Here is a 22414-nt window from a genome sequence, read left to right on the forward strand (position 1 = left end):
AAATCGCGGTATGAAACGCATCCTGTTTTCGGTCGCCTATCCCGACCGGCTCGTTCACCCGCTTCATCGGCGGGTCGTGGAGGAACCGTCGGTTACGCGGGCTGAGTTGCTGATGTGGAGTCCAACCGAAGACGCGACGACGCTGCTCTGGTGCGACGGCGACCGAGCGGACACAGAGCGGGTTGTCGCTGGTATCGACTCGCTCGTCACGAGCCATTTCGTGGGGGGCACCGACGGGACCTACGTGTTCCTCCGGCAGGACGGCTACGAGTTCTCGGCGACGTTACTGGATATCGTCGCGGATTCGCGGGTGATTTTCCTTCCACCGGTCGTCTTTTCCGAAGACGGAACGGTCGAGTTCGAGGCCGTTGGCGAATCGACGGCGCTCAGCGCGTTTTACGAGGCACTCTCAGAACTCGGGTCGCTCACCATCGAACGGGTCAGCGAGTTCGAACGACGAAACTCGCCGTCACAGCTCACCTCCCGCCAGCAAGCGGCGCTGGAGACGGCCGTCTCTGTGGGATACTACGAAGTCCCTCGCGACGGGTCCGTCGAGAACGTCGCAGACGAGCTCGACTGCTCGACGAGCACGGCGGGTGAACTGATCCGGAAAGCCGAGGCTGCGGTGATTTCGGCGTACACCGAGACGACCTGACGACTAGACGGTCGGGTTTCGTCAACCGATGGAGTGCCTGTCCAGACCGTGGGTAAGTGGTCTATCGGCCGACAAACGCTGACCATGTCGAGCGTTAACGAACAAGTCGATTTATGCTGATAGCCGCACTATATTCAGCAAACAATGGTTCGTTGCTACATCTGTGAAACACAGTTTAAACGTGACGACGAGGTGTTCTTCTGCCGGCACTGCGGGTGTTACTGCCACCAGCGCTGTATGGAGGAATACAAGGCCGAAGCCTGCCCGAAGTGTGTTGGTGAACCAATGATCGGCGCTGTTGAGTTCTAAGCCTCACTAGTACTGTTGATTCGCCGTATTAGCTGGTGCGTTGTCTCGCCTGTTCCATCCAGGTTGTCACTCGTGACTCGCTGACTCCGAGCCGGTCAGCAAGCGTAGCGGCCTCTGCGGTTGCGAGTTGACCCACCGTCGTGATGCCCGCATCACGGAGTCGTTCCTCGTACGTCGGGCCGATACCGTCGATTGTCTGCAACGATGTCTCCTGTTCGGCCTCCATCTGGGCTTCTTCGCGTTCGGTTGTATCCGGACTCACCGCTTGTGTCGTGGACCGCTCGCGGAACCACGTCGCTACGCGGGGCCACAACTCACCGTGGGATTTCCCCGACACGGCCATGCCGACGTGGCCGGTAGGGAACTCGTAGATATCCGTATCTTCGCTCGGGATGACCTCGCTGAAGGGTTTGCTCGCACCCGGTGGAATGAGGTGGTCGAACGACCCGACAATCTGTAACACCGGCATCGTGAGATTTTCGATGTCGACGTGGTCCCCGTCCAGAACCAGTTCGTTTCGGTAGAGCGCGTTGTCCTGATATATGTCTTCGATGAACTGTCGGTAAGCCTCACCCGCCACGTCCACTCCGTCACGAACCCAGCGTTCCATCCGCCCGAAGTTCTCGACGGCTTCCTTGTCGTCGAGGTGGTCGTACAGAATTCCGTATTTCATGAGGGCGTTTTCGATCAGGTTGAGTTGTGCGAAACCTGTCGCGAGGAACTCCGAAGGCACGTTTCCGTACGTTTCGGTAATCCTTTTCGGGTCGAAGTAGTCCTCGCTCCCCCAGCGTTCGAGAATCCCGCCAGTGTCGTTAAAACACAACCCAGTTGCCATGAGTCCGAGATTGTTGACCTTCTCCGGATACAGCGCGGCGTACATCGTACTTATCGTCCCGCCCATACAGTAGCCGAGCACATTGATCGAATCAGCTCCGGTCTGGTCTCGGACGACGTCGACACAGTTGTCGATGTACCGATTCACGTAGTCACCGAGCGTCAGCGACGCATCGAGGCGAGATGGTTCGCCCCAGTCGATGAGATACACGTCGAATCCGTCTTCGAGGAACCGTCGAACGACACTCTTGTCCGGCTGAAGGTCGAGAATGTAGGGTCGGTTGATCAGCGCGTAGACGACGAGAAGCGGCGTATTATGGCGGTCGTCGTTCAGCGGCTCGTAGTGCAAGAGGTCGAGTTTGTTCTCCGAGTGAATAACCTCACTCGGCGTCTGTCCGACCTCGACGGACGCGAGGTCGTCGAGTCGCTCTGGAAGGAGTCGCATCTTATCGATGGTGTCCGCACCTCGTTCGAACGTTTGACGCTGAATATCCAGTGCCGTCGTAAACGGGTTCATGGTCATCTTTTATCTCGAGTGTGGTGGCGAATTGCTCTGGAAGGGGTCTCTTCGAGTACCGTGGAATCGTCTATCGAGTGGTCGAACCCCCCTCGGCTCAACCGTACGGGAGTCGGGGGTGGATGGTCCCTCCCGCTTCGACGAGATTACGATGTGGAACCTCGCCGTACTTCTGGGGCGCACTGGTAAACAGCGCTCTGCAGTCTCCCGAACAGAAGTCACACAGCCTCCTCCCGTATTCACTGGTCGCACCGGCGGCGTCTGTCGGAATCCCCTCCCACATCCGGAGTCAACCGGCAGAGACGCAGTTGGCGATTTGCTGATGCAATGTGGCTCACAGGTGATGGACTCGTTCAACCGTTTGTCTAGTGTAACGCGGACATTTGTAATCAATTTATGTGCAGGTCTCGGTGGTGCGAAGGGACACTATGCGCTATCGGACGTTCGAATTTCTTCTTCTGTGATACGTATGAGAAAATGGTCATATCACAATCGGACTCAACAAGGACGAGAACCATAAGTTAACAATGAACGAGAGGGGAGACACGCCAGAGACGCGGTTCGCGATCTCGTTAGCGGACGACGATGCGACAAAACTCTCAGTAACCGGTGGAAAAGGTGCAACCCTCGCACGCCTTATCGCGGCTGACTTTCCTGTTCCCTCTGGGTTTTGTGCGACGACCGCTGTCTACCACACCCTCACTGATACTCCCGAAATCCGGGCGGCAATCGAATCGTTGGAAGCACTTGCGCCCGAAGAGACGGAGGCAATCGCCGATGGCAGTTCCGAGGTCCGGTCGAAGATTCAGAGCCGAACCCTCCCGGACACCGTCCGACACGCCGTCACGGAGGAACTCGATACGCCCGATGGAGACACGTATGCGGTCCGGTCGAGCGCCACGGCGGAAGATTTGCCAACCGCGTCGTTTGCGGGCCAACACGAGACGTTTCTCGGAGTCAGCGACGGAGAACCGGTTTTCGACCGGCTCCGTGACTGTTTGGCGAGTCTGTTCACCGAACGCGCCGTCGCATACCGACTCCGGAACGACATCGCTCACTCCGAGGTGGCGATGGCAGTCGTCATTCAGGAGATGGTTGACCCGGCGGTCGCCGGTGTACTATTCACGGCAGACCCCGTAACCGGCAACCGACACGTTGCATCCGTTGATGCCAACTACGGTCTCGGTGAAACGGTCGTTTCGGGCGAGGTATCGCCGGATAACGCCCGTATCGACCGACGCACCAGAGAGATACTCGCGTACGAGGTCGGTGAGAAACGCTACGCACTTCGTTCGGATGCGGGGGGGAACGGGACGGAACCAGTAGCGCTCGATTCCGAAAAACAGGCCACTCGTGTGCTGTCGGATGCCCAACTGCGGAGACTGGTTGCGCTCGGTGGACAGGTCGAGGACCTGCTCGGTACTCCACAGGACATCGAGTGGGCACTCGTCGAGGGGGACTTTGTACTCCTCCAATCCCGTCCAATTACGTCGTTGTTTCCGCTCCCGGAACCAGCCCCGGACGACGACCGCTTACACGTCTATTTCAGTATCGGCCATCAGCAAGCGATGGCAGAGGCACTTCCACCGCTCGTCGTAGACTGGTGGCGGGAACTGCTCAATAACACGGCCGCACGAGTTCGTTCAGGGAACACCGAAGCACCGTGGGCGGTCGAAGCCGGCCATCGAGTGTATATCGATATAACCCCGCTGCTCCGTTTCGGTCCGCTGAAACGAGGAATTCCTGTAGGCATCGCAGCAGCGAACGAACCAGCGGCGGCGGCTCTCCAAGGCCTGCTCACAGGACGGAGCGAAGCGTTCCCTGCTCACGGGCGGGTAACGACTATTCGTTCAGTGGGTCGCGTACTTCGCCGCGGAGCACCGAAACTCGTACCCCATCTTTTGAGAGCTAGTGGCCGATTTATTCGCGTATTCGTTTCCGGGCCGCCGGAGCCAAGACGGGAGCAGGCTCGGATTGAGGCATGGGGTGAAGAACTCGCTTCACGGATACGGGAACCTGAGACGGTCGCTGAGCGCGTCCGAGCCGCCTTCCAGCGCTCTGATTTGTTGACAGTACTCAGTAGATTACTCCCCCGTATCGGGCCGCTCTTGGTTGCGAGCCTCCTCGCCCAGAAGACACTCGAACGCCTGTTTCCGGATGCCGACACGGACCTGGATGCGAGTAGCAAAGGCTTAGAAAATGAGCTGGTCACGCGGATGAACCAGCGACTCGGTGACCTTGCCGACCTCGCCCGTGAACATTCCGAGGTCCGAGAGGCACTCCGGAAAGAGGCTTCGCTCGCGGATATCTCCGAGGGTGAGGGTGGACAGGCCTTCGGTAACGCACTGTCGGAGTTTCTCGACGAGTTCGGACACCGGGCAAGCGGTGAAATCGACCTCAGTCGGCCGCGCTGGAACGATAACCCTGCGACGTTGATACGGACAATCCGGAGCAATCTCGCAGGCACCGACCCCGGCACACACCGAGCACATCTCCAACACTTGGAACGCAATGCTGCGGCGGCGGCGACTCGCCTCGAAGCACGCGCTGACCACGGCGTCCTCGGACCGGTCAGGAAGGCGGTCGTCCGGCGATTGATTCGGGCATACCGCGGCGGGATTCAGTTTCGGGAGTACCCAAAGCAAGGAGTGGCTCACCTCTTTACGGCCGTCCACGAAGTAATATCTGACGCCGGAGCGGCGCTCGCTGCTGACGGCCGTCTCGACGGCCCGGAAGACGTGTGGTATCTCCGCAAGGAGGAGTTATTCGCCGCGCTCGCGGAGGATGCGCCCATCGACGCGGATATCGACGCTCGTCGACGAGCCTACGAACGCGACAGGAAGAAGACGGCCCCGCCGATTCTCACCAGTGAAGGGGAGGCCCCGGCGGCGACGATGGAACCCGAACGTACCGAAGGCGTTCTCTCTGGGACACCTGTCTCTTCGGGCGTCGTTGAAGGACCAGCCCGCGTTATCCGTGACCCGTCCAGCGAGTCACTCGAAAAAGGCGAGATACTCGTTGCTCCCACGACGGACCCGGGATGGACACCGCTGTTTTTGAACGCAGCAGGGCTCGTGATGGAGGTCGGTGGCCGGATGACACACGGGGCGTTAGTCGCACGCGAGTACGGGATTCCGGCCGTTGCCTCCGTTTCGAACGCAACGGAGGAAATCCGAACTGGGGAACGGATTCGCCTTGACGGGAAGCGCGGTACCGTCGAACTCCTCGACCGGTCCGAACGGTACTGACCACACCTTACTCTCGCAACTACGACCGGTTCTTCGGTCCTGCCTCGGCGACAAAACTCGAAATAATCCGACTTTCAGCCCGATGGCGCAATCGACTCACCGCCGAAACGTTGACGTCGAGCGTCTCCGCGAGCTCGCTGAGCGTACACTCACGCGAGGTGTCGTAAAAACCCTGTTCGACTGCTGCGGTAACGAACTCCCATTGTCGTTCGGTAAGCAACTCGACCGAATCGTGAGTTTGGGTTACAGACAGAATCTGATACGGGACGCCGGCAGCCGATAACTCCGCCACATAAGCAGATAGTTGCTGGTGTGAGGCCCGAATCTCCCCCGAAAACCACCCGTCGTGAAGGGGGATGGGGTAGAGTGGGAGATTTCCGGATTCGAGAAGCGCATTATAGGTCTCCGAGATTGGGATCGTGAATCGTATCAGTATCGTCTGTGCATGGGAATGAATCACCTCAAACGAGCGCACTTCGGGTGCGTCCTCGAAATGGCGAACGAGTTTGTCACCATCAGATGTCGTTACCTCGACAATTTCGAACAGGTGGTCGTCGAGAGGTTGGCTCGCCAATATTCTGAATTCGGCGTCTGGAAATTCGGTCGAGGCATCTGCCAGCGTATCCCTCACCGGCGAACCATTGACCCGAAACTGTACACGAGGCATACGTTTCGTTCTCCCGGGTAGTACTTAAATGCAGAAAGTACTTTACGCGCGAAATCATGGTGGTGTCCCATCTGTTATCCGGCATGGTTACACCAAATCCGCAACTTGAGATGCGTAACGTTACCCTCGTGGAAGGTGGGTCCGGAGGAAACGAAGACCAGGACGGCGGTGAATGATGACCCGAACAGACGGGAACACTCGATTGCGCACCGTAGCATTGCTGCTGACGAGTATGTTGACCGTCATGGTATCAACGGCAATCGCCCCGGCGCTACCGGCCATCCATAACGCGTTCGGCGAGGTACCGAACGCGGACTTCCTCGTCCGGTTCGTGTTGACGGTTCCAGCGCTCTCCGTCATCGTTCTCTCGCCCGTCGTCGGCGTGATTATCGACCGTTTTGGACGAACGGTACCCTTGTTCGTGTCGATGGTTCTCTACGGACTGGCTGGTGGAGCAAGTACGGACAGCCGTACACGAGTGACTACGTGCTGGACGAGACAGTGACACTTACGCGTGTTCGAACGGGGTCGTTCGATGCCGCGAACACAGTCGCCAGACGTATCCTTGGTGAAGACCCGTTTCCGACTGTCTTTGAAACGATTCACGTCGAACCCGACGACGTGCGGTCATCGCTGGAGACGTTCCGACGATATGCAGATCAGGACCTTAGTTTCACAGACGCATCTAGCATCTACCTATGCGAGTCGCGAGGCACCGACGCCATGTTGAGTTTCGACGACGACTTCGACGGCCTAGTAGAACGAATCGAAACCGGGTCGCTGAGGCAACAGTCGACGCTGTTGCTAGCGATTCGGAAGTGTCGCCCAGGACACTAACGGCCGGTATCATCCCGAGGCGGCGTGCCGCGTCAACCGGGAAACCCTCGTGCCAGGCGGTCCGTCTTTCGGGCGCGGACGTTCCGAAGTACGCCGGCGGGTGCCGGCCAGTAGGTGTTGCGCACCCGGGTTCGCCGTTCTGTCATCGCTCCCAATGTGGGACAACTCGGACGGGGACTTGAGGTACGCACCCGGGTCTAGTCCACCCGAGGTAAAACGACTTCCGACCGCCTCGTCTCCTCACCGGCGAAGAAGACGGCCCGAACTCTGACAACCTGTCCCTCGATGCGCACGTAGTACAGACGGTCTTCGGACCGATGGACTGCCGGGAGCGCGTCGAGGTCCTGCCGAAGGTCGTCGTAATCGCTCAAACAGTCGGAGACAGTCAACTCGCGTGGATGGCCGCCCGAAGCCGACTCGACGACTTTCTTCACCCATGGACTTTGTTCGACACGCGGGTCGTCTACGTCTACGACGGTTGCATTTTGCGGTACGTGGCCGACTAACTCTCCTCGGAGAAATATCTCGGCAGATGAGCAGCCACGAAGCGACGAGCACCCCGCGAACGAACCCAAAAGACCGACGCCTGCCGTGGCAAGTCCACGGCGGAGAACACGGCGGCGAGATGGAAGCGGGGTCATCGACTGACAGAAATTCGGAATGGCTGATAAAACTTCTGTCAGCTATACTGAATACTCGGATTCGTTCAGCTGGACGTACTTGCCGTTTCGGTACTTGAGTTTCGTCCGCTTGTACTGGGTCGCAAGTTTCGCAGCACTGAATCCGGCGCTGAGTTTGGTGGCGCCGAACGCCTTGTAGCCTTCGTCCTTATCGAGAAGCTTTCTGGCCGCCTTGAACGACTTGTCCCAGTTGCTCGGGCCGTAGTCGTGGACGATTTTGGCCATGGCGACGTTCCGCAGAACCTCGTCGCCGATGGCGTCCTTCCAGCGGGCGTTGTACTCGCTCAGGTCTCCTTCGGCGGCGAGTTCACCCGCAATGGCACCCGTGCGGACGGCAACGTGGTCGCCACCTTCGTGGAAGGCCGAGGTTGCGCCCATTGCACCGCCGGTGACGGCGATACCCGCCGCACTGGGCGAATCGATGGGGCGCGTCGAGGAGATGGCGTACGTCTCGGTCCCGTTGGTCTTGCCACGGTCTTCGACGAGCGGGAAGTCCTCGTCGATGTCGTACTCGTCGCCGAACTCTTGTTCGAGCAAGCGACGGATGTACTCGCGGCCCTGCGGAATGCTGTCGTCGTCTTCGCGGAGGAGTTTGTACTTGTCGCGGTCTTCGACTTCGTCGATGTCCATTCCGATTGGCATCGTGAGTCCGACGCGGCAGACGTTGTTGTCGTTCGGAAACACCCACGGATACGCCGTGTGGCCGGGCATGTAGCCCCACCAGAACTTGATAGCGCCGTCGACTTCGTCGAACAGTTCCGGCGGGAACTCGCGGTGTTCCTGATACGCGATGTGGTTGACTTCCGTCGACGCGAGTCTGTCCGTGATTGCGAACGGCAGGAAGTCGTCGAGAACCTTGTTCGTGACCGTCCGCTGCGGCCCGTCGGCGAGAATGAGGAAGTCCGCACCCACGTCTTCGCCGTTGGCCAACCGGACGACGTGGCGCGGGTCGGTTTCGCTGCCCGATGCGTCGAGGTCCGTCTCTACGTCGCGGACGGATGCCTTGAGTCGGTACTCCGCGCCTGCTTCCTCGGCACGGCTGCGAAGCCAGTCGTCGAACTTGGCTCGGTGAAACGTGTACCCGAACTCGTCGTACGACGAGTCGAGACCGGTACTTCGGAGTGTTAGCGATTCGTTCGGCCCGATGAATTCGGCTCGGTCGAGGACATCGAGGACGACATCGTCCGGCATCTCGTCCGGGTGAATGTCCATGATGTCCACCCAGTAATCGAGGATGCCGGCCGCGTCCGTTGAATCCGGACCGAGACCCTGTCGGTCCGCTCGGGGGACGCCCTTCTCGAGGACCAAAGCGGAGGCACCGGCCGAGGCGGCAGCGTGTGCCGCTGACGTACCGGCCGGGCCGCCGCCAACGATGGCGACGTCTACGCGTTCCATACCGCAACAGCACTTCGCTCAGGTATTAAACCCCCTGAACCGCCTCGCCGGGTCGAAGCGTGGGTATCGTGTCCTTCGTCACCCGATTTTCGCGCCGTCTCGGTTTCAAAACTCGCGGTATTCGAGACCCATACCACACCCAAATACCGCGTCTGATAACTAGGGACGGAGATTTATGGAGGGAACTGCGCTATATGCGAACCAATGACCGCTGACGAGTCGGGCGACCAGCGAGAGCCTGTGGTATTCCGCGACGAGACGGGCGACCTTGTCTTCGTCGATGGCGGCCCCGCACCGCAGGGCTACGCTCCCGTCGCGTGGAAAATCGGCGAAGATGGGTCTCGGTTCGTTGTCGACCCGACTGTCGACGCGGTAGCCGTCACCCGAACGATTTCGAAGCGACGACCACGGAGGCGCGACCCACTCGATTGACGAATTATCTTTGGTGAGAACTACGCCGCGCCGAATCGGACAGATTCATCACCGACTTCGAGAATCATCGACCATGCGCGACCCCGACATTGTGGTGCTGCGTCAGAAGATACACGGACTGTCTGCCGAGGAGTACGCCGAAACGCTCCGTGAGAGACTCCCAGACCGGGAAGTCGCCCTCGCCAACACGCCGACAGAAGAGCGAGACTTGCTCTCTCGCGCCCGCGTCGCCACTGGGTTCACTCTCGCTGAGGACGTACTCGAAACCGCCGCAAACCTCGACCTGTTTGCCTGCGTCTTCGCCGGTACTGGGCACCTCCCGCTCGAAGCGCTGGAGGCCAACGATATCGTCGTCACCAATGCGTCGGGCGTCCACGGCCCGAACATCGCCGAGCAGGTTCTCGGCAGCATCCTCTATTTCACCCGTCGGTTCCACGTCGCAGAGCGGCACAAACAGGACAATCGCTGGCAGTCCTACCCGACCCACGAACTGCAAGGTTCGACGGTCACCGTCGTCGGACTCGGCGCTATCGGACAGGCCGTCGTCGACAGACTCGAACCCTTCGGCGTGGACACCATCGGCGTTCGCTACTCGCCCGAAAAGGGAGGCCCGACCGACGAAGTCGTCGGCTTCGACGACGAGCAGGGCCTCCACGACGCATTCGCCCGCTCGGAGTACGTCGTCATCGCGTGCCCGCTGACGGACGCCACACGCGGTCTCGTTGACGCGGATGCGTTCAAATCGATGGCACCCGAGACCGTCCTCGTCAACATCGGTCGCGGCCCGGTCGTCGACACCGAGGCGCTGGTCTCCGCACTCCGAAACAACGGTATCCGGGGTGCAGCCCTCGACGTGACCGACCCCGAACCGCTCCCGTCGGACCACGAACTCTGGAACTTCGACAACGTGCTCATCACGCCCCACAACGCGGGCCACACGCCGAAGTACTGGGAACGCATGGCAGATATTATCGCCGAGAACCTCGGCAAGTTGGACGAGGGTGACGATGACCTGCGTAATCGCGTGGTCTAAGCCGGGTCGAATCGACACCCTCGCCACCGCGAATTCGGCGGGAATACGACAGCATCCCTCGCCGAAAGTGGTAATTGGTTGAAAGTATTGGGTGTTGTTGTGCAGCTTTCAGAGTGGCAGTGGAATCGAATCTTTGCCTTCTTCGGCGGACTCGGAATTCTGTTTCTCTACTCGTGGGCGGGCCTGTACCAAGTCGTTCCGGAGTGGGCTGTCGACGTTCTCATGTCGATTCCGCTCGGGTTGTGTTGCTACGGCTTCACCGAGCAACCGCGGAAGGTGATTGTACTGATTCCGGTCGGAACGGCGCTTGGAGTCGGGGTCCTCATCCTTTACCGGGCGTCTGGTATTCACCTGTTTTGACGGCGTTCGCGCCGAAATAGAAGCCGCCAGCGACCCGTAGAGAGTCGCTTACTCGTCCCGCTTGACGGCCGGGTTCGTCACGGCACCGTTCGCCGCAGAGCCGAAGTCGCGGGCGTACTTCGCCAGCACGCCGGAGGTGTACGCCGGCGGCTTGGGTTCCCAGTCTTCCGTTCGCGCTTCGAGTTCTTCGTCGGAGAGGTCCACGGAGAGTTCGCGGCTTGGGATGTCGACGGTCACTTCGTCGCCGTCTTCGAGGAGCGCGATTGGACCGCCTTTGGCGGCCTCGGGTGCGACGTGGCCGACCATCGGCCCGCGAGTCGCACCGGAGAAGCGACCGTCGGTGAGAAGCGCCACGTCGTCTTCGTGGCCCTGTCCGACGACGGCGGCGGTGACACCGAGCATCTCGCGCATCCCGGGACCGCCGCACGGTCCCTCGTTGCGGATGGCGATGACGTCACCCGATTCGATGTGGCCTTCCTGCACGTAGCGCATTGCATCCTCTTCGTTCTCGAACACGCGGGCGGGACCGGTGTGGTGGAACTTGTCGTCGCCGGTGACTTTGAGCACCGCGCCGTCGGGCGCGAGGTTGCCGGTGAGAATCTTGATGGCACCCTCCGACTGGTACGGTTCGTCGACGGTGTAGAGGAAGTCCTCGTCTATCTCGTCGTCGGTCGGCAAGTCGAGGTAGTCGAGTTCCTCGGCGATGGTGCGGCCCGTGACAGTCATCGCGTCGCCGTGGAACAGGTCGGCCTCGACGAGGCGACGGACGACAATCGGAATGCCGCCGACCTCGTGGAGGTCGTTCATGACGCGCGTGCCGCCGGGTTGAAGGTTCGCAATCTTCGGCGTGCGCCGGGAGATTTCGTTGAACTCCTCGATGTCGAGGTCGATACCCGCTTCGGCGGCGAGTGCCAGCAGGTGGAGAACGGCGTTGGTCGACCCGCCGATGGCGACCTGGAGGGCGATGGCGTTCTCGAAGGACTTCTTCGTGAGGATGTCGGAGGGGCGGCGGTCGTTTTCGACGCACTGGAGGACGGCCTCACCGGCGCGGCGGGCGACCTCGTAGCGTTCTTCGGACTCGGCAGGGGGCGACGCAGACCCGAGCGGTGCCATCCCGAGGGCTTCCGAGATGGAGGCCATCGTGTTGGCGGTGAACATCCCGCCGCAGGAGCCCGCACCGGGGCAGGCGTGGCGTTCGAGGTCGTCGAGTTCGTCGGCGCTCATGTCGCCTTCGGCGTAGGTGCCGACACCCTCGAAGACGTTCTGGACGGTGACCTCGCGGCCTTCGTGCTCGCCGGGCATGATAGAACCACCGTAGAGGAACACCGAGGGGAGGTCGGTCCGGATGGACGCCATCATCATCCCGGGGAGGTTCTTGTCACAGCCCGCGACGGTGACGAGCGCGTCCATGCGCTCGCCGAAGGAGACGAGTTCGACGGAGTCGGCGATGACCTCGCGGGAGATGAGCGAGGCCTTCATCCCTTCGGTCCCCATGGAGATGGCGTCGGAGATGGTGACGGTCCCGAACTCGATTGGCATCCCCCCGGCGTCTTCGATGCCCTCAATGGCCGCCTCGGCGACGTCGTCGAGGTGAACGTTACACGGGGTGATGTCCGCGGCGGGGTTCGGCACGCCGACCATCGGCGACGAGAGGTCTTCGTCGTCGAAGCCCATGGCGCGGAACATCGCTCGGTGCGGGGCCTTATCGGGGCCTTCTGTGACCTCCGTACTCCGAAGGTTCGGGTCCTTACCGCTGGAGAACACGTCGTCTGCGTCCTCCTCGTGTGGGGACTGCTGGCTCATACCTGTCCGGAGCGGGTGTGCGAACTTAAATGGACGCGACTGGGCAGACGTTGCAGTCGGATTTGGCGGGCTGAACCACAGTTCTATGGGTGATTATTTGCTTCTCGACTGCGAGTCTCCCTCTCCCGCTCGTTCATCGCTTACGCCTCGTCGCGTCGGGCGAGTCCCGTGAGGTGCGGCGCTTCAGGGACGAGTATCTCGGCGGTCCCGAGGCGCGCGGCGTTCTCGCTGCCCGGTAAGCAGAACACCGGCATCCCATCGATGATACCCGCGGTCGCTCGCGTGCCGACGACGCGAGTCCCGATTTCGTCGTATGAGAGGTGTCGGAACAACTCGCCGAATCCGGGGAGCGTCTTGTCGAACAGTTGTTCGGCGGCTTCGACCGTCTCGTCGTCGGGCGTAACGCCGGTTCCGCCGGTGGTAACTGTTACGTCGACATCGCCGCGGTCTACCATCCGCGAGACCTCGGTCTGTATCTCGTCGTAGTCGTCGTCGATGACGCGCCGGACCGAGACCGAGTGGTCGGCCTCGTGGAGAATCGTCTTGATTGCATCGCCCGCGGGGTCGTTCTCCACGTCGCGAGTCGACGAAATCGTCAGGACTGCGACTTGGAGTTCTGCCACGTCGTGTTCGTGATGGTCGTGATTGTGGCCATGATTGTGGTCGTCGTGGTCGTCGTGGTCGTCGTGGTCGCTCACGAACCCGGCTTCGTCACCAGGTGATAAAGTTCTCGCGTCGACTCTCACAGCACTGCAAGGTGGTACCCACGGCTTTAGCCGTTCACAAGACGCAACGCGTCTTGTTAGCTAACCCGAATTCGGAGGGTTCTGATGACGTGGGGGAAATCCGACGTGCGTAACGTTTCTCCAGCCAAAAACTGGTCCGGCGCGTCGCTTCGGCGTGGTTGTGTGTTCACCGGTCTCTCTGGAGTATGCGAGCGTGCATGTGCTGTGCTATTTGATGACCAAGGACGTTATCGGATGTCGTTAAGTTGTCCCTTATCGAATTCGTGCCGATTTCAACAGTCGTGGAAGTTCAGGAAAGATGATTGGCGTAAACCCACACTTTAGTCGCTTCGCTTCGTCAATCGGTCCGAGATGAAAGCGGTCCAATTCGCGGAACACGGCGGTCGAGAGGTGCTCGAATACGGCGGTTTCCCCGACCCGGAGGTCGACCCTGATGAGGTTCTCGTCGACGTAAAAGCGGCGTCGCTGAACCACCTCGATATCTGGACGCGACGGGGGCTTCCGATTCTCGATTTGGACATGCCGCACATCCCCGGCAGCGACATGGCCGGTATCGTCACCGAGGTCGGCGAGCGCGTGACTCGATTCGAGGAAGGCGACCGCGTCGCGCTCCTCGCGGGTGTCGCGGACGGCGACGACGAGTTCTCGCGGAAGGGCGACATGACGCTCGCTCCCGACTACCGACTCATCGGCGAGCACATGCGCGGCGTCCACGCCGAATTCGCGGCCGTGCCCGAGGAGAACCTCGTTCCAGTTCCCGAAGACGTGCCGTGGGAAGTCGCCGGGTCCGCCTCGCTCGTCTTCCAGACAGCGTGGCGCATGCTCATCCACCGCGGCGAACTCCAAGCCGGCGAGAAGGTGCTCGTCCTCGGCGCGTCCGGCGGCGTCGGCCACGCGGCCGTCCAAATCGCCGACTACGCGGGCGCAGAAGTGTACGCCACGGCTTCCACCGACGAGAAACTGGAGTACGCCCGCGAGTGCGGCGCGGACTACGTCATCAACTACGAGGAAGAGAGCTTCTCGAAGGAGGTGTACGAGATGACCGACGGCCGCGGCGTCGACATGGTCGTCGACCATATCGGCGAGAAAACGTACAAGCAGTCGCTCAAAAGCCTCGCTAACGGCGGGCGAGTCGTCACCTGCGGCGCGACGACTGGACCTGACCCGGGTGCGGGACTCAACTACATCTTCTGGAACCAACTGTCAGTTATCGGCTCGACGATGGCGACGCCCGGACAGGCAGACGAAGTGCTCGAACTCGTCTGGGACGGCACGTTCGAACCGCGAATCCGCGAGACGCTCCCGATGAGCGAAATCGAGCGTGCACACGAACTCATCGAGGAGCGACAGGGCTTTGGCAAGGTGGTCGTAATCCCAGATAGTGAGCTCTGACACCACGTCTGGGGGCGACACCGCGAGTCGGTCCGACACCTACGTCCACCGACCGGGCGAGAGCGATGTCGGCGGTAGCGAACCCGAGGCGAAGGGCTTCGGGAGTCGCGGGTGGATACTCGTCGGTGTCGTCGCGCTCTGTTTCCTCGTCGTTCCTGGAGCCGTGTATCTCGTCCCCTCGCTCCCCGCGATGGCGGGCCTGCCGTACATTACCGCGATGCTGGCGCTGCCGATGCTGCCGGCGCTTCTCCTCGGTCTGGTCGCCGTCTGGTCGATGACCGCGGCGACTCGCGGCGGCGACTGAGTTCGGCAACTCGCAACGGGACTCAGATATTCAGGCACCACGGCATCCTGTAACTTTCAGGCACCACGGCATCCAGTCACTCAAACACCACCGGTTCTGGTACTTCGACACCTCAATAGTTCGTTATCTCAACACTCCATTTTCTGACACATCAGTCCCCCCGACCCTCTGAGACGCAAACATCCCGACAACACTGCGCTGCCGCTACCCCGAAACGGTCGAATTGCGGTCCAATATAAAGGATTCCGACAAGGCTTATCCCTTGTCGTGCATGGTATTCACTTGCACAGATGTTTGAACGATTCTCCAGTGGGTACTTCCTCGGCCGGATGTACGTCGAACCGTACGACGGAACCGAGGCCGCGATTCACCGAACGGAACACGAGCGACTCAACGAGCACGTCTACACCACAGGACAGGGTATCGAGCGAACCGACTTCCCGCTCGTAATGAAACTCGACAGCGCACACTTCCCGGTCGTCGGCGATGAGGGTATTCCGTCGGGAACACTCGCACTCCCCCGTGACCGAGTAGACCCACACGCCCTCCCCGACGACCGACCGGTTCTCCTCGCTGACGCACCCCGCGCGGCGGAACTGCTCCGATACGCCGGCTACGACCTCGACGGAATCGACGAACTCATACCGGCGTAGTCGCCGCCGAGAATCTTTTTCGCGGACGAATGTAGCCCACCGCACGAGTACCAACCACGAGTTACGGTGATGTACACTTCTGTGTCACGTCACGTCCACATCTCTCCTCCACGTCCGCATCTTTCCTCGCCACGCCCACATCTCTCCCTCGCCGCGCCACGTCCGAACCCTCAAGTGGTCGGCCTGCACGCTTCCGCGTATGCTGGACGAGTTGTTGGGCCGGGCCAAACTCAAAGCGCGCATCGCCGAGTTGGAAGACGAACGCGATGCGCTCGCGGGTCGTCTCGAAGGCGAGTCTGAACGCCGGAAGGACGCGGTCCGTGCGCGACAGGAAGCCGAAGCAGAAGTCAACCACCTCGAAGACCGCATCACCGAACTCGAAGACCGGGTCGAACGCCTCTCCGGTGACGACGACTCACTCGACTTCCGCGGGACCGACGACCTTCGTGGCGACCGTCTTCGTGAAATTCGTTCCCGCCTCGAATCCGTTTCGACCGCGCCTGAGGGCGCGCTGACCGCTGTCGTCGACAACGAGCGCTCGCTCCCCTCGTCGGTCGAAGACGCCTTCGGTGACCGCGCGTCGTTGGTCCGCCGGGCCGCACCCTGTATCGCCCTCACCGACGACGCCGGACTGGTGCGTGTCGCTCTCTCGCCACCGCGTCTCCCAGCCGCGTTCGACGCGTGGGACGGCGGATTTACCCTCGATTCGGCGTGGTTCCACCCGACCGATACCACGGTCGTCGCGCTCGTCCGGGCCGACCTATTCGCCCTCGGTCGCTACGAAGACGGCGAACTGCACTACGTGACGGGGTTCGAAAGCGACGTGAAATCAGCCCACTCGAAAGGCGGATTCTCACAGGGTCGTTTCGAGCGCATCCGTGAGGGCCAGATTGCGGACCACATCGACCGGTGCCACGAGGCGCTCGACGAGCACGCTGCGGGTGCTGATTCCGAGACCACCACCGACGCCGACGCAGACCTCATCGTCCTCGGCGAACAAACCGTCCTCGACGAGTTCCGCGAGCGGTCGGCACTGACCGCTACGGTCGATGCCAGTGGCGACCCTGAAACGGCGCTAACGGAGGCTTCACGAGAATTCTGGACCACGCGACTGTACCGGCTCTGACCGGAGGTCGCCGTGGGAGAGTGGGGGGAGAAAGTGACGAATAATCGAACTGATTTCCCAACAGTCACTGCCGAATCGACTGCCCTTTTAGGGTGTCATTGCGTGCCACCAACTATGAGCGAGCCACAGCGAGTTGTCGTCCTCGCACACGAGAAGTTCCCCGACCGCGCGAAGACCGCTACGGGCGTGCTGAAGTACGCCGACTACGACGTGGTTGCCGTCCTCGACCGCGACAACCCGGGAACCTCCGCTGCCGACCACCGCCGCGACCTCCCCGACGTACCCATCGTCTCCTCGATGGCCGATGCGCCCGAGGCCGACGCACTCCTCGTTGGTATCGCACCCATCGGCGGCGGCTTCGACGAGACGTGGCGTGACGACGTGCGGACTGCGCTGGAACGCGAGTGCGACATCATCGCTGGCCTGCACTACTTCCTCACCGACGACGAGGAGTTCGCCGCACTCGCCGCCGAACACGGCTGTGAGATAAACGACGTTCGCAAACCCCACGACGACATCGGCGTCGCGCAGGGCAACTCCGCCGACGTGGACGCCGAAGTCGTCCTCACCGTCGGGACCGACTGCTCGGTCGGTAAGATGACCGCGACGCTCGAACTCGTCGAAGCCGCCCGCGAGCAGGGTATCGACGCCGGATTCATCCCGACGGGCCAGACCGGTATCATGATTTCCGGCTGGGGCAACCCCGTCGACCGCGTCGTGAGCGACTTCACCGCCGGGTCCGTCGAGGAGATGATTCTGGAGAAAGGCGACGAATACGACGTGCTCTTCGTGGAAGGCCAAGGCAGTATCACCCATCCAGCGTACTCCGCGGTCACCTGCGGGCTTCTCCACGGCTCGATGGCCGACAAACTCATCCTCTGTCACGAGTCCACCCGCGAAGCGATTCACGGTTACGAGGAGTTCGCACTCCCCTCGATTTCGGAGTACGTCTCGCTCTACGAGACCCTCGCCGAACCGGTCCACGAGGCGGAAGTCGTCGCTGGCGCGCTCAACACGTCGCACGTCGACGACGACGAGGAAGCCGCCGCCGCAGTCGAATCGTTCGCCGACGAACTCGGCGCTCCGGCGGTCGACCCGGTTCGGTTCGACGCCACAGACCTCATCGACGAGGTGTTCTGAGTGCTCTCGACCGAGTTCGAGCGGATTTCGATGCCGCTCGCCGAACCCTTCGGTATCTCTCGCGGCGTCCAGACTGAAGCCGAGAACGTCGTCGTCCGAATCGAAGACGAAGGCGGCATGACGGGCGTCGGCGCGGCCGCCCCGTCGTCGCACTACGGCGAAACCGCCGACACGGTCGAAGCCGTCCTTCCAGACCTGCTCGCGGTCGTCGAGGAGGTCGGCGACCCGCACGCAATCGACCGAATCGAGCGCCGAATGGCCGAGACGGTCCGCCGAAACCCGGCCGCCAGAACCGCCGTGAGCATCGCGCTCCACGACCTCGCCGCGAAGCGACTCGGCGTCCCGCTCTACAGACTCTGGGGACTCGACGCCGACCGAGCGCCGACCTCGTCGTTCACCATCGGTCTCGACGACCTCGACACGATGCGCGAGAAGACGAACGAGGCGTACGAGGCGGGCTACGACGTGCTCAAGGTCAAACTCGGCACCGACCGCGACAAGGCTATCATCGAGGCCGTCCGCGACGAAGCACCCGGCGTGAGAATCCGCGTCGATGCCAACGAGGCGTGGACGCCCCGCGAAGCCGTCGAAATGTCCGAATTCCTTGCGGGCTACGGTGTAGAGTTCGTCGAACAACCCGTTCCCGCCGAGGACTACGAGGGCCTGCAGTTCGTCTACGACCACGGTGCGCTCCCCATCGCGGCCGACGAATCCTGCATCACGGCCGACGACATCCCCAAGATTGCCGACCGTGTCGATATCGCAAACCTGAAGCTCATGAAATGTGGCGGTCTCGTGGAAGCGAAGCGCGCGATTCACACCGCCCGCGCGCACGGTCTCGAAGTCATGCTCGGTTGCATGATTGAGACGAACGCCGCCATCGCGGCAGGGTGTCACCTCACGCCGCTGCTCGATTACGCCGACCTCGACGGGTCGCTCCTCCTCGCGAACGACCCCTACGAGGGCGTTCCGATGCCGAACGGCGCAATCAACCTCACGGAACTGGACCGCGCCGGAACCGGCGCACAGTTGCAATAAGAACGCAGGTCTCCTCGATTAACGTCCGGGAGTCCGACTTAGGATTCCCAATCGAGGTCCTCTTCTCTCGTTTCCGAGCGCAACACGAACGGGCCGATAGAGAGCGTCCGCTTTGCGACCGTCGAAATTCGGAGCACGGCGGCAGCGAGGACCGAGAAGGGCGCTAACGAGATGGCAGTCACGAAAGCAACAACCAACAAGAGATTCGAGACGCCGAGTGTCGCGCCCGTAACGGTCGAGAGGTCGTTGAGAAAGAGAATCGAGCCGACGCTCACCACGAGCGCGGGGACGGCGGTGTAAAACATCGACCGCGAAAGGTTGACGAGTTCCCACCGGAAGTAGAGCGTCTTGACGTGTTCGCGGGCGGGACCGAACAGTTCGAGCGCATCGCGTAGGTCCGAGAGTGCTGCCCTCGTTTCGTCCGGGAGGTCGTCCTCGTAGACGCGGCGGAGCCGCGTTGCCTGATACATCTTCCACGAGTAGTTGAGGTCCAGCGCCGCGGAGAGAACACCGAACGTTCCGAACTGCCGGCCCTCCAGACGCTCGGCGACCGCCTCGGCGTTTCCTTCGACTTCCGATGCGAACTCCCGGACGCGCGCCGCCGCGTCAGTCTCTGGCGCGCGGTCGCCGGAGACCGTCTCTTCGACGGTTCGCGCACGGGCGGCGATGCTCTCGGCGAGCGCGCGCAAGAACGCTGATGGCTCCGGCGGAGCGACCGGTGCGTCGAGTAAGTCGGCGACGTCCTCGCGGAACGCTATCGACCCTTGAATCCGGTCGCGTTGCTCGCCGAGCGGACCGAGTTCGCGCGAGAGTACGAGTTGGTTGATACTGACGACGAGCGTGACACCGGTGATGATTGCAGTGAGAAGTCCCTGTGCGAGCGTCTCGATGGGGTCGGATGCCTCGACGGCCGATTCGAGTGGACTCGGGTCGAGCACGCCGAGAACGACGATACTGAGAAACACAACGACGAGCGGCGCGGTCGCGACGAGTCTGCGGTCGGCACCGAGATAGATGCGAAGCTTTGCCCGACTCGCTGCACCGCGGTCTCGCATCGTATCGTCGGGTTCACCCGACGACGGACCGCCGTTGCTCGCCATATCGTGGTGTTGAGTGGCGCAGTAAAGTTAGTGGCGGCAGTCACCCGCCCGAAGCGTCTCTCTGAAGGGCGGCACAGCCTAACTACAACGCGGCGCGATGTTGCGCGGTGTAGGCGGCACGGTGTAGCGCGATGCGGCGCGATGCGGCACGGTTCGGGGCCAACCGTGAGCGTTTAACGGCCCACAGCGGTTCAGGACGACTCGTCTTCGCTCCTCAGTTCTTCGAGTTCCGCTTCGACTTCCTCGTCGGCAACATCGACATCTGCCTCGACGTCCGTTTCAACATCGGATTCGACATCCACGTCGGAATCGGATTCCGCGTCTTCGGCTGGGGCGGACGATTTACCCATCTCGGATTTCAGCGTCTCCAACTCGGTGTCGACTTCGGCGTCGGACCGTCCGGCTTCGAGTTCACGCTCGATGGCGTCCTTGTCCGAGAGCACCTCGTCGAACGCGCCCTCGTCGACGAGTTCGTCCATCGCGGCGGAACGCGCTTCCATTTCGTCGGTCTGCTCTTCGGCGCGTTCGAGGGCACGGCCCACGTCGGACATTTCGTCGCCGACGCCGGACATGGCTTCGGAGACGCGACTCGACGCTTCGGCGGCCTCGTAGCGGGCCTTCATCGTCTCTTTCTTCGTGCGGAACTCCTCGATGCGGCCCTGGAGTTCGTTCTTCTTCTGGACGAGCGAGTCCTGGGTCTCTTGGAGGCCCGCAATCTGTGCGTCGAGTTCCTCGATTTGGTTCATCTTGGCCTGCTTCTTTTGGAGCGCCTGCCGGGCGAGGTCTTCGCGGTCCTGCCGGACAGCTTCGCGGGCCTGGTCGTTGTGCTTCTCGACGTTCTCTTCGAGGCGGCGCTTTTGAATCTCCAGTCGTTTCTTCTGTGTCGTCAGGTCGGCAATACCCTGTTTGACCTGCTGGAGTTCGTCGCGCATCTTCTCGTACGAGTAGTCGAGTGTCTCGGTCGGGTCCTCCGCACGGTTGAGGAGGGCGTTTATCTTCGACCGAATGACGTACGACGTGCGAGAGAGGATTCCCATATCCATTACCTACGTGACGTTCGGCTTAAAACCTCACCAGTTCAACCGGTCCGTATGACCGACACGATTCTGGTACCGGGCGGCCGTGACGTGCGTGCGACGCTGGATACCGCCGCCGGTGGAACCGGTGGCGACGGTGAGGACGACCAACCGAGAGCCAGCACCGTTGTCGTCGCCTGCCCGCCACATCCACAACACACCGGTCACCGCGGCGACTCCCGCCTCGTCGCCGTCAGCGACGAGCTGACCGACCGCGGCATCGACTGTCTTCGCTTCGATTACGGCGCGTGGGACGAAGGCTACGGCGAACGCGCCGACACGCTCCGGGCGGTCGAGTGGGCGAACGCTCGCTACGAGCGCGTCGCACTCTTCGGATTCAGTTTCGGCGGCGCGATGGCGCTTCTCGCCGCCGCGGAGGGCGCGGACGTAGAAGCCGTATCGGCGCTCGGCCCCGCCGGACGACTTGCAGACGACCTAGACGTGACCGCGGTCTTCGACCAGATTCCCGTACCTGTACAGGTCATCTACGGGACCCGTGACGACATCGCCGACTGGGAACCCGTCGTCGACTGCGCACGCGAGTATCACCAGTCTGTCGTCGAGTTCGCCGCGGACCACTTCTTCGTCGGCCAGCACGGAAAAGTCGCGGATGCGGTCGCCGACTTCCTCGTCCCGTGGCTTCAGGCCGGAGGCGAACGATAGCCGACGTAGAACTGGGTTGCGACGGCGACTAGACCTGCGGCGAGGGCGAACGCCCAGAACGCGCCCCACGCCGCGACGGCGACTTCGGCGGTGATTGTCGTGTACACTACCGCACCGACGGCAAAGGCGACGGCGAACGGTGCGAGGAGAGGGGTGTCGGTCCACCGACCACCTGCGTTGTGATATTCGACGACGTAGCCCCATATGCTTCCGACGGTGAACTGGAAGACGATAGCACCGAGTAGGCCACTGACAACGGCCATGAGTACCGGAAGTGGTTCGAGCGGTTCTCCGCGCAGGGACCACACCGTTCCAGCGACGAACACGGTGAAAATCACGGCGTGCCACGGACGAATACGCTCTCGAAGTCGATTTTGGAGGGACATACGTCGATAATTATGGCCGA

At 61.6% G+C, this 22414-nt stretch carries 23 protein-coding genes; 14 read left to right on the forward strand and 9 right to left on the reverse strand.

What is annotated here, in order from left to right:
* The first annotated feature begins 10 nt into the window (after positions 1–10).
* Positions 11–655, forward strand: coding sequence for a helix-turn-helix domain-containing protein (locus HFX_RS10130; RefSeq protein WP_197034210.1), 645 nt, complete (start codon positions 11–13; stop codon positions 653–655).
* Positions 656–992: 337 nt separating this feature from the next.
* On the opposite strand, the gene phaC is transcribed toward HFX_RS10130, so the two are convergent.
* On the reverse strand, positions 993–2321 hold the full coding sequence (gene phaC, locus HFX_RS10135) for a class III poly(R)-hydroxyalkanoic acid synthase subunit PhaC (protein ID WP_004060157.1): 1329 nt from the start codon (positions 2319–2321) through the stop codon (positions 993–995).
* A 521-nt stretch (positions 2322–2842) separates the two neighbouring features.
* On the opposite strand from phaC, the gene HFX_RS10140 reads away from it, so the two are divergent.
* Positions 2843–5563 (forward strand): PEP/pyruvate-binding domain-containing protein, encoded by a 2721-nt coding sequence (locus HFX_RS10140; protein ID WP_004060156.1) that lies wholly within the window; start codon positions 2843–2845, stop codon positions 5561–5563.
* A 19-nt stretch (positions 5564–5582) separates the two neighbouring features.
* Here HFX_RS10140 and HFX_RS10145 read toward each other — a convergent pair whose 3' ends face one another.
* Positions 5583–6230, reverse strand: coding sequence for a helix-turn-helix domain-containing protein (locus HFX_RS10145; protein ID WP_004060155.1), 648 nt, complete (start codon positions 6228–6230; stop codon positions 5583–5585).
* Between the two features lie 172 nt (positions 6231–6402).
* On the opposite strand from HFX_RS10145, the gene HFX_RS10150 reads away from it, so the two are divergent.
* On the forward strand, positions 6403–6735 hold the full coding sequence (locus HFX_RS10150) for an MFS transporter (protein ID WP_004060154.1): 333 nt from the start codon (positions 6403–6405) through the stop codon (positions 6733–6735).
* The gene (locus tag HFX_RS10155) at positions 6717–7067 is read left to right on the forward strand and encodes a type II toxin-antitoxin system VapC family toxin (protein WP_345775729.1); all 351 of its coding nucleotides are present in this window, start codon (positions 6717–6719) and stop codon (positions 7065–7067) included. Before HFX_RS10150 ends, HFX_RS10155 begins: the two co-directional genes overlap by 19 nt.
* Before the next feature lie 197 nt (positions 7068–7264).
* On the opposite strand, the gene HFX_RS19150 is transcribed toward HFX_RS10155, so the two are convergent.
* Positions 7265–7708 (reverse strand): Tat pathway signal protein, encoded by a 444-nt coding sequence (locus tag HFX_RS19150; protein ID WP_081603729.1) that lies wholly within the window; start codon positions 7706–7708, stop codon positions 7265–7267.
* A gap of 42 nt (positions 7709–7750) precedes the next feature.
* Complete coding sequence (locus HFX_RS10165; RefSeq protein ID WP_004060151.1) at positions 7751–9142, reverse strand: NAD(P)/FAD-dependent oxidoreductase; 1392 nt, start codon at positions 9140–9142, stop codon at positions 7751–7753.
* A 204-nt stretch (positions 9143–9346) separates the two neighbouring features.
* Between HFX_RS10165 and HFX_RS10170 the strand changes: the two genes are divergently transcribed.
* The 3 genes from HFX_RS10170 to HFX_RS10180 all read left to right on the forward strand — a co-directional run bounded on the left by HFX_RS10170 (position 9347) and on the right by HFX_RS10180 (position 10967).
* Entirely contained in the window at positions 9347–9574 is a 228-nt protein-coding gene (locus tag HFX_RS10170; RefSeq protein ID WP_004060150.1) for a hypothetical protein, read from the forward strand.
* Positions 9575–9647: 73 nt separating this feature from the next.
* Positions 9648–10607, forward strand: coding sequence for a D-2-hydroxyacid dehydrogenase (locus HFX_RS10175; RefSeq protein ID WP_004060149.1), 960 nt, complete (start codon positions 9648–9650; stop codon positions 10605–10607).
* A gap of 99 nt (positions 10608–10706) precedes the next feature.
* Complete coding sequence (locus HFX_RS10180) at positions 10707–10967, forward strand: hypothetical protein (protein ID WP_004060148.1); 261 nt, start codon at positions 10707–10709, stop codon at positions 10965–10967.
* 48 nt (positions 10968–11015) lie between these two features.
* Here HFX_RS10180 and ilvD read toward each other — a convergent pair whose 3' ends face one another.
* Together ilvD and HFX_RS10190 are read right to left on the reverse strand one after the other, a co-directional pair.
* Positions 11016–12770 carry a dihydroxy-acid dehydratase gene (ilvD, locus tag HFX_RS10185; protein ID WP_004060147.1) on the reverse strand — a complete coding sequence of 585 codons (1755 nt, stop codon included), beginning with the start codon at positions 12768–12770 and terminating at the stop codon, positions 11016–11018.
* 140 nt (positions 12771–12910) lie between these two features.
* The gene (locus HFX_RS10190; RefSeq protein WP_004060146.1) at positions 12911–13468 is read right to left on the reverse strand and encodes a MogA/MoaB family molybdenum cofactor biosynthesis protein; all 558 of its coding nucleotides are present in this window, start codon (positions 13466–13468) and stop codon (positions 12911–12913) included.
* Between the two features lie 399 nt (positions 13469–13867).
* On the opposite strand from HFX_RS10190, the gene HFX_RS10195 reads away from it, so the two are divergent.
* From HFX_RS10195 to HFX_RS10220, 6 genes are all read left to right on the forward strand, one after another.
* The gene (locus tag HFX_RS10195) at positions 13868–14908 is read left to right on the forward strand and encodes a zinc-binding dehydrogenase (protein ID WP_004060145.1); all 1041 of its coding nucleotides are present in this window, start codon (positions 13868–13870) and stop codon (positions 14906–14908) included.
* Positions 14898–15212: a hypothetical protein gene (locus tag HFX_RS10200; RefSeq protein WP_004060144.1), complete on the forward strand. Its 315-nt coding sequence runs from the start codon at positions 14898–14900 to the stop codon at positions 15210–15212. Before HFX_RS10195 ends, HFX_RS10200 begins: the two co-directional genes overlap by 11 nt.
* 290 nt (positions 15213–15502) lie before the next feature.
* Complete coding sequence (locus tag HFX_RS10205) at positions 15503–15865, forward strand: DUF5802 family protein (RefSeq protein ID WP_004060143.1); 363 nt, start codon at positions 15503–15505, stop codon at positions 15863–15865.
* Between the two features lie 199 nt (positions 15866–16064).
* Positions 16065–16991 carry a Vms1/Ankzf1 family peptidyl-tRNA hydrolase gene (locus HFX_RS10210; RefSeq protein WP_004060142.1) on the forward strand — a complete coding sequence of 309 codons (927 nt, stop codon included), beginning with the start codon at positions 16065–16067 and terminating at the stop codon, positions 16989–16991.
* Positions 16992–17105: 114 nt separating this feature from the next.
* A complete protein-coding gene (locus HFX_RS10215; RefSeq protein WP_004060141.1) occupies positions 17106–18131 on the forward strand; it encodes a DUF1611 domain-containing protein in 1026 nt (341 codons plus the stop codon).
* Positions 18132–19169: a dipeptide epimerase gene (locus HFX_RS10220; protein ID WP_004060140.1), complete on the forward strand. Its 1038-nt coding sequence runs from the start codon at positions 18132–18134 to the stop codon at positions 19167–19169. It begins immediately after the preceding gene.
* A gap of 38 nt (positions 19170–19207) precedes the next feature.
* Here the strand turns inward: HFX_RS10220 and HFX_RS10225 are convergent, their stop codons facing one another.
* Together HFX_RS10225 and HFX_RS10230 are read right to left on the reverse strand one after the other, a co-directional pair.
* Positions 19208–20269: a hypothetical protein gene (locus HFX_RS10225; RefSeq protein ID WP_004060139.1), complete on the reverse strand. Its 1062-nt coding sequence runs from the start codon at positions 20267–20269 to the stop codon at positions 19208–19210.
* A gap of 191 nt (positions 20270–20460) precedes the next feature.
* Positions 20461–21306: a PspA/IM30 family protein gene (locus tag HFX_RS10230; protein ID WP_004060138.1), complete on the reverse strand. Its 846-nt coding sequence runs from the start codon at positions 21304–21306 to the stop codon at positions 20461–20463.
* A 54-nt stretch (positions 21307–21360) separates the two neighbouring features.
* On the opposite strand from HFX_RS10230, the gene HFX_RS10235 reads away from it, so the two are divergent.
* Positions 21361–22008, forward strand: coding sequence for a dienelactone hydrolase family protein (locus tag HFX_RS10235; protein ID WP_004060137.1), 648 nt, complete (start codon positions 21361–21363; stop codon positions 22006–22008).
* On the opposite strand, the gene HFX_RS10240 is transcribed toward HFX_RS10235, so the two are convergent.
* On the reverse strand, positions 21987–22394 hold the full coding sequence (locus HFX_RS10240; RefSeq protein WP_004060136.1) for a hypothetical protein: 408 nt from the start codon (positions 22392–22394) through the stop codon (positions 21987–21989). The two genes, HFX_RS10235 and HFX_RS10240, sit on opposite strands and share 22 nt — an antisense overlap.
* Between the last annotated feature and the right edge of the window lie 20 nt (positions 22395–22414).

Origin of the sequence: Haloferax mediterranei ATCC 33500 (assembly GCF_000306765.2) — an archaeon.
GTDB lineage: Archaea > Halobacteriota > Halobacteria > Halobacteriales > Haloferacaceae > Haloferax > Haloferax mediterranei.

What these genes read in the sequence shown, in the direction of transcription:
- HFX_RS10150 (WP_004060154.1), top strand. Translation starts at nt 6,403, where the DNA reads ATGATGACCCGAACAGACGGGAACACTCGATTGCGCACCGTAGCATTG.
- HFX_RS10145 (WP_004060155.1), bottom strand. Translation starts at nt 6,230, where the DNA reads ATGCCTCGTGTACAGTTTCGGGTCAATGGTTCGCCGGTGAGGGATACG.
- HFX_RS10195 (WP_004060145.1), top strand. Translation starts at nt 13,868, where the DNA reads ATGAAAGCGGTCCAATTCGCGGAACACGGCGGTCGAGAGGTGCTCGAA.
- HFX_RS19150 (WP_081603729.1), bottom strand. Translation starts at nt 7,708, where the DNA reads ATGACCCCGCTTCCATCTCGCCGCCGTGTTCTCCGCCGTGGACTTGCC.
- HFX_RS10130 (WP_197034210.1), top strand. Translation starts at nt 11, where the DNA reads ATGAAACGCATCCTGTTTTCGGTCGCCTATCCCGACCGGCTCGTTCAC.
- HFX_RS10205 (WP_004060143.1), top strand. Translation starts at nt 15,503, where the DNA reads ATGTTTGAACGATTCTCCAGTGGGTACTTCCTCGGCCGGATGTACGTC.
- HFX_RS10230 (WP_004060138.1), bottom strand. Translation starts at nt 21,306, where the DNA reads ATGGGAATCCTCTCTCGCACGTCGTACGTCATTCGGTCGAAGATAAAC.
- HFX_RS10215 (WP_004060141.1), top strand. Translation starts at nt 17,106, where the DNA reads ATGAGCGAGCCACAGCGAGTTGTCGTCCTCGCACACGAGAAGTTCCCC.
- HFX_RS10170 (WP_004060150.1), top strand. Translation starts at nt 9,347, where the DNA reads ATGACCGCTGACGAGTCGGGCGACCAGCGAGAGCCTGTGGTATTCCGC.
- HFX_RS10225 (WP_004060139.1), bottom strand. Translation starts at nt 20,269, where the DNA reads ATGGCGAGCAACGGCGGTCCGTCGTCGGGTGAACCCGACGATACGATG.
- HFX_RS10235 (WP_004060137.1), top strand. Translation starts at nt 21,361, where the DNA reads ATGACCGACACGATTCTGGTACCGGGCGGCCGTGACGTGCGTGCGACG.
- ilvD (WP_004060147.1), bottom strand. Translation starts at nt 12,770, where the DNA reads ATGAGCCAGCAGTCCCCACACGAGGAGGACGCAGACGACGTGTTCTCC.
- HFX_RS10175 (WP_004060149.1), top strand. Translation starts at nt 9,648, where the DNA reads ATGCGCGACCCCGACATTGTGGTGCTGCGTCAGAAGATACACGGACTG.
- HFX_RS10165 (WP_004060151.1), bottom strand. Translation starts at nt 9,142, where the DNA reads ATGGAACGCGTAGACGTCGCCATCGTTGGCGGCGGCCCGGCCGGTACG.
- HFX_RS10140 (WP_004060156.1), top strand. Translation starts at nt 2,843, where the DNA reads ATGAACGAGAGGGGAGACACGCCAGAGACGCGGTTCGCGATCTCGTTA.
- phaC (WP_004060157.1), bottom strand. Translation starts at nt 2,321, where the DNA reads ATGACCATGAACCCGTTTACGACGGCACTGGATATTCAGCGTCAAACG.
- HFX_RS10210 (WP_004060142.1), top strand. Translation starts at nt 16,065, where the DNA reads ATGCTGGACGAGTTGTTGGGCCGGGCCAAACTCAAAGCGCGCATCGCC.
- HFX_RS10240 (WP_004060136.1), bottom strand. Translation starts at nt 22,394, where the DNA reads ATGTCCCTCCAAAATCGACTTCGAGAGCGTATTCGTCCGTGGCACGCC.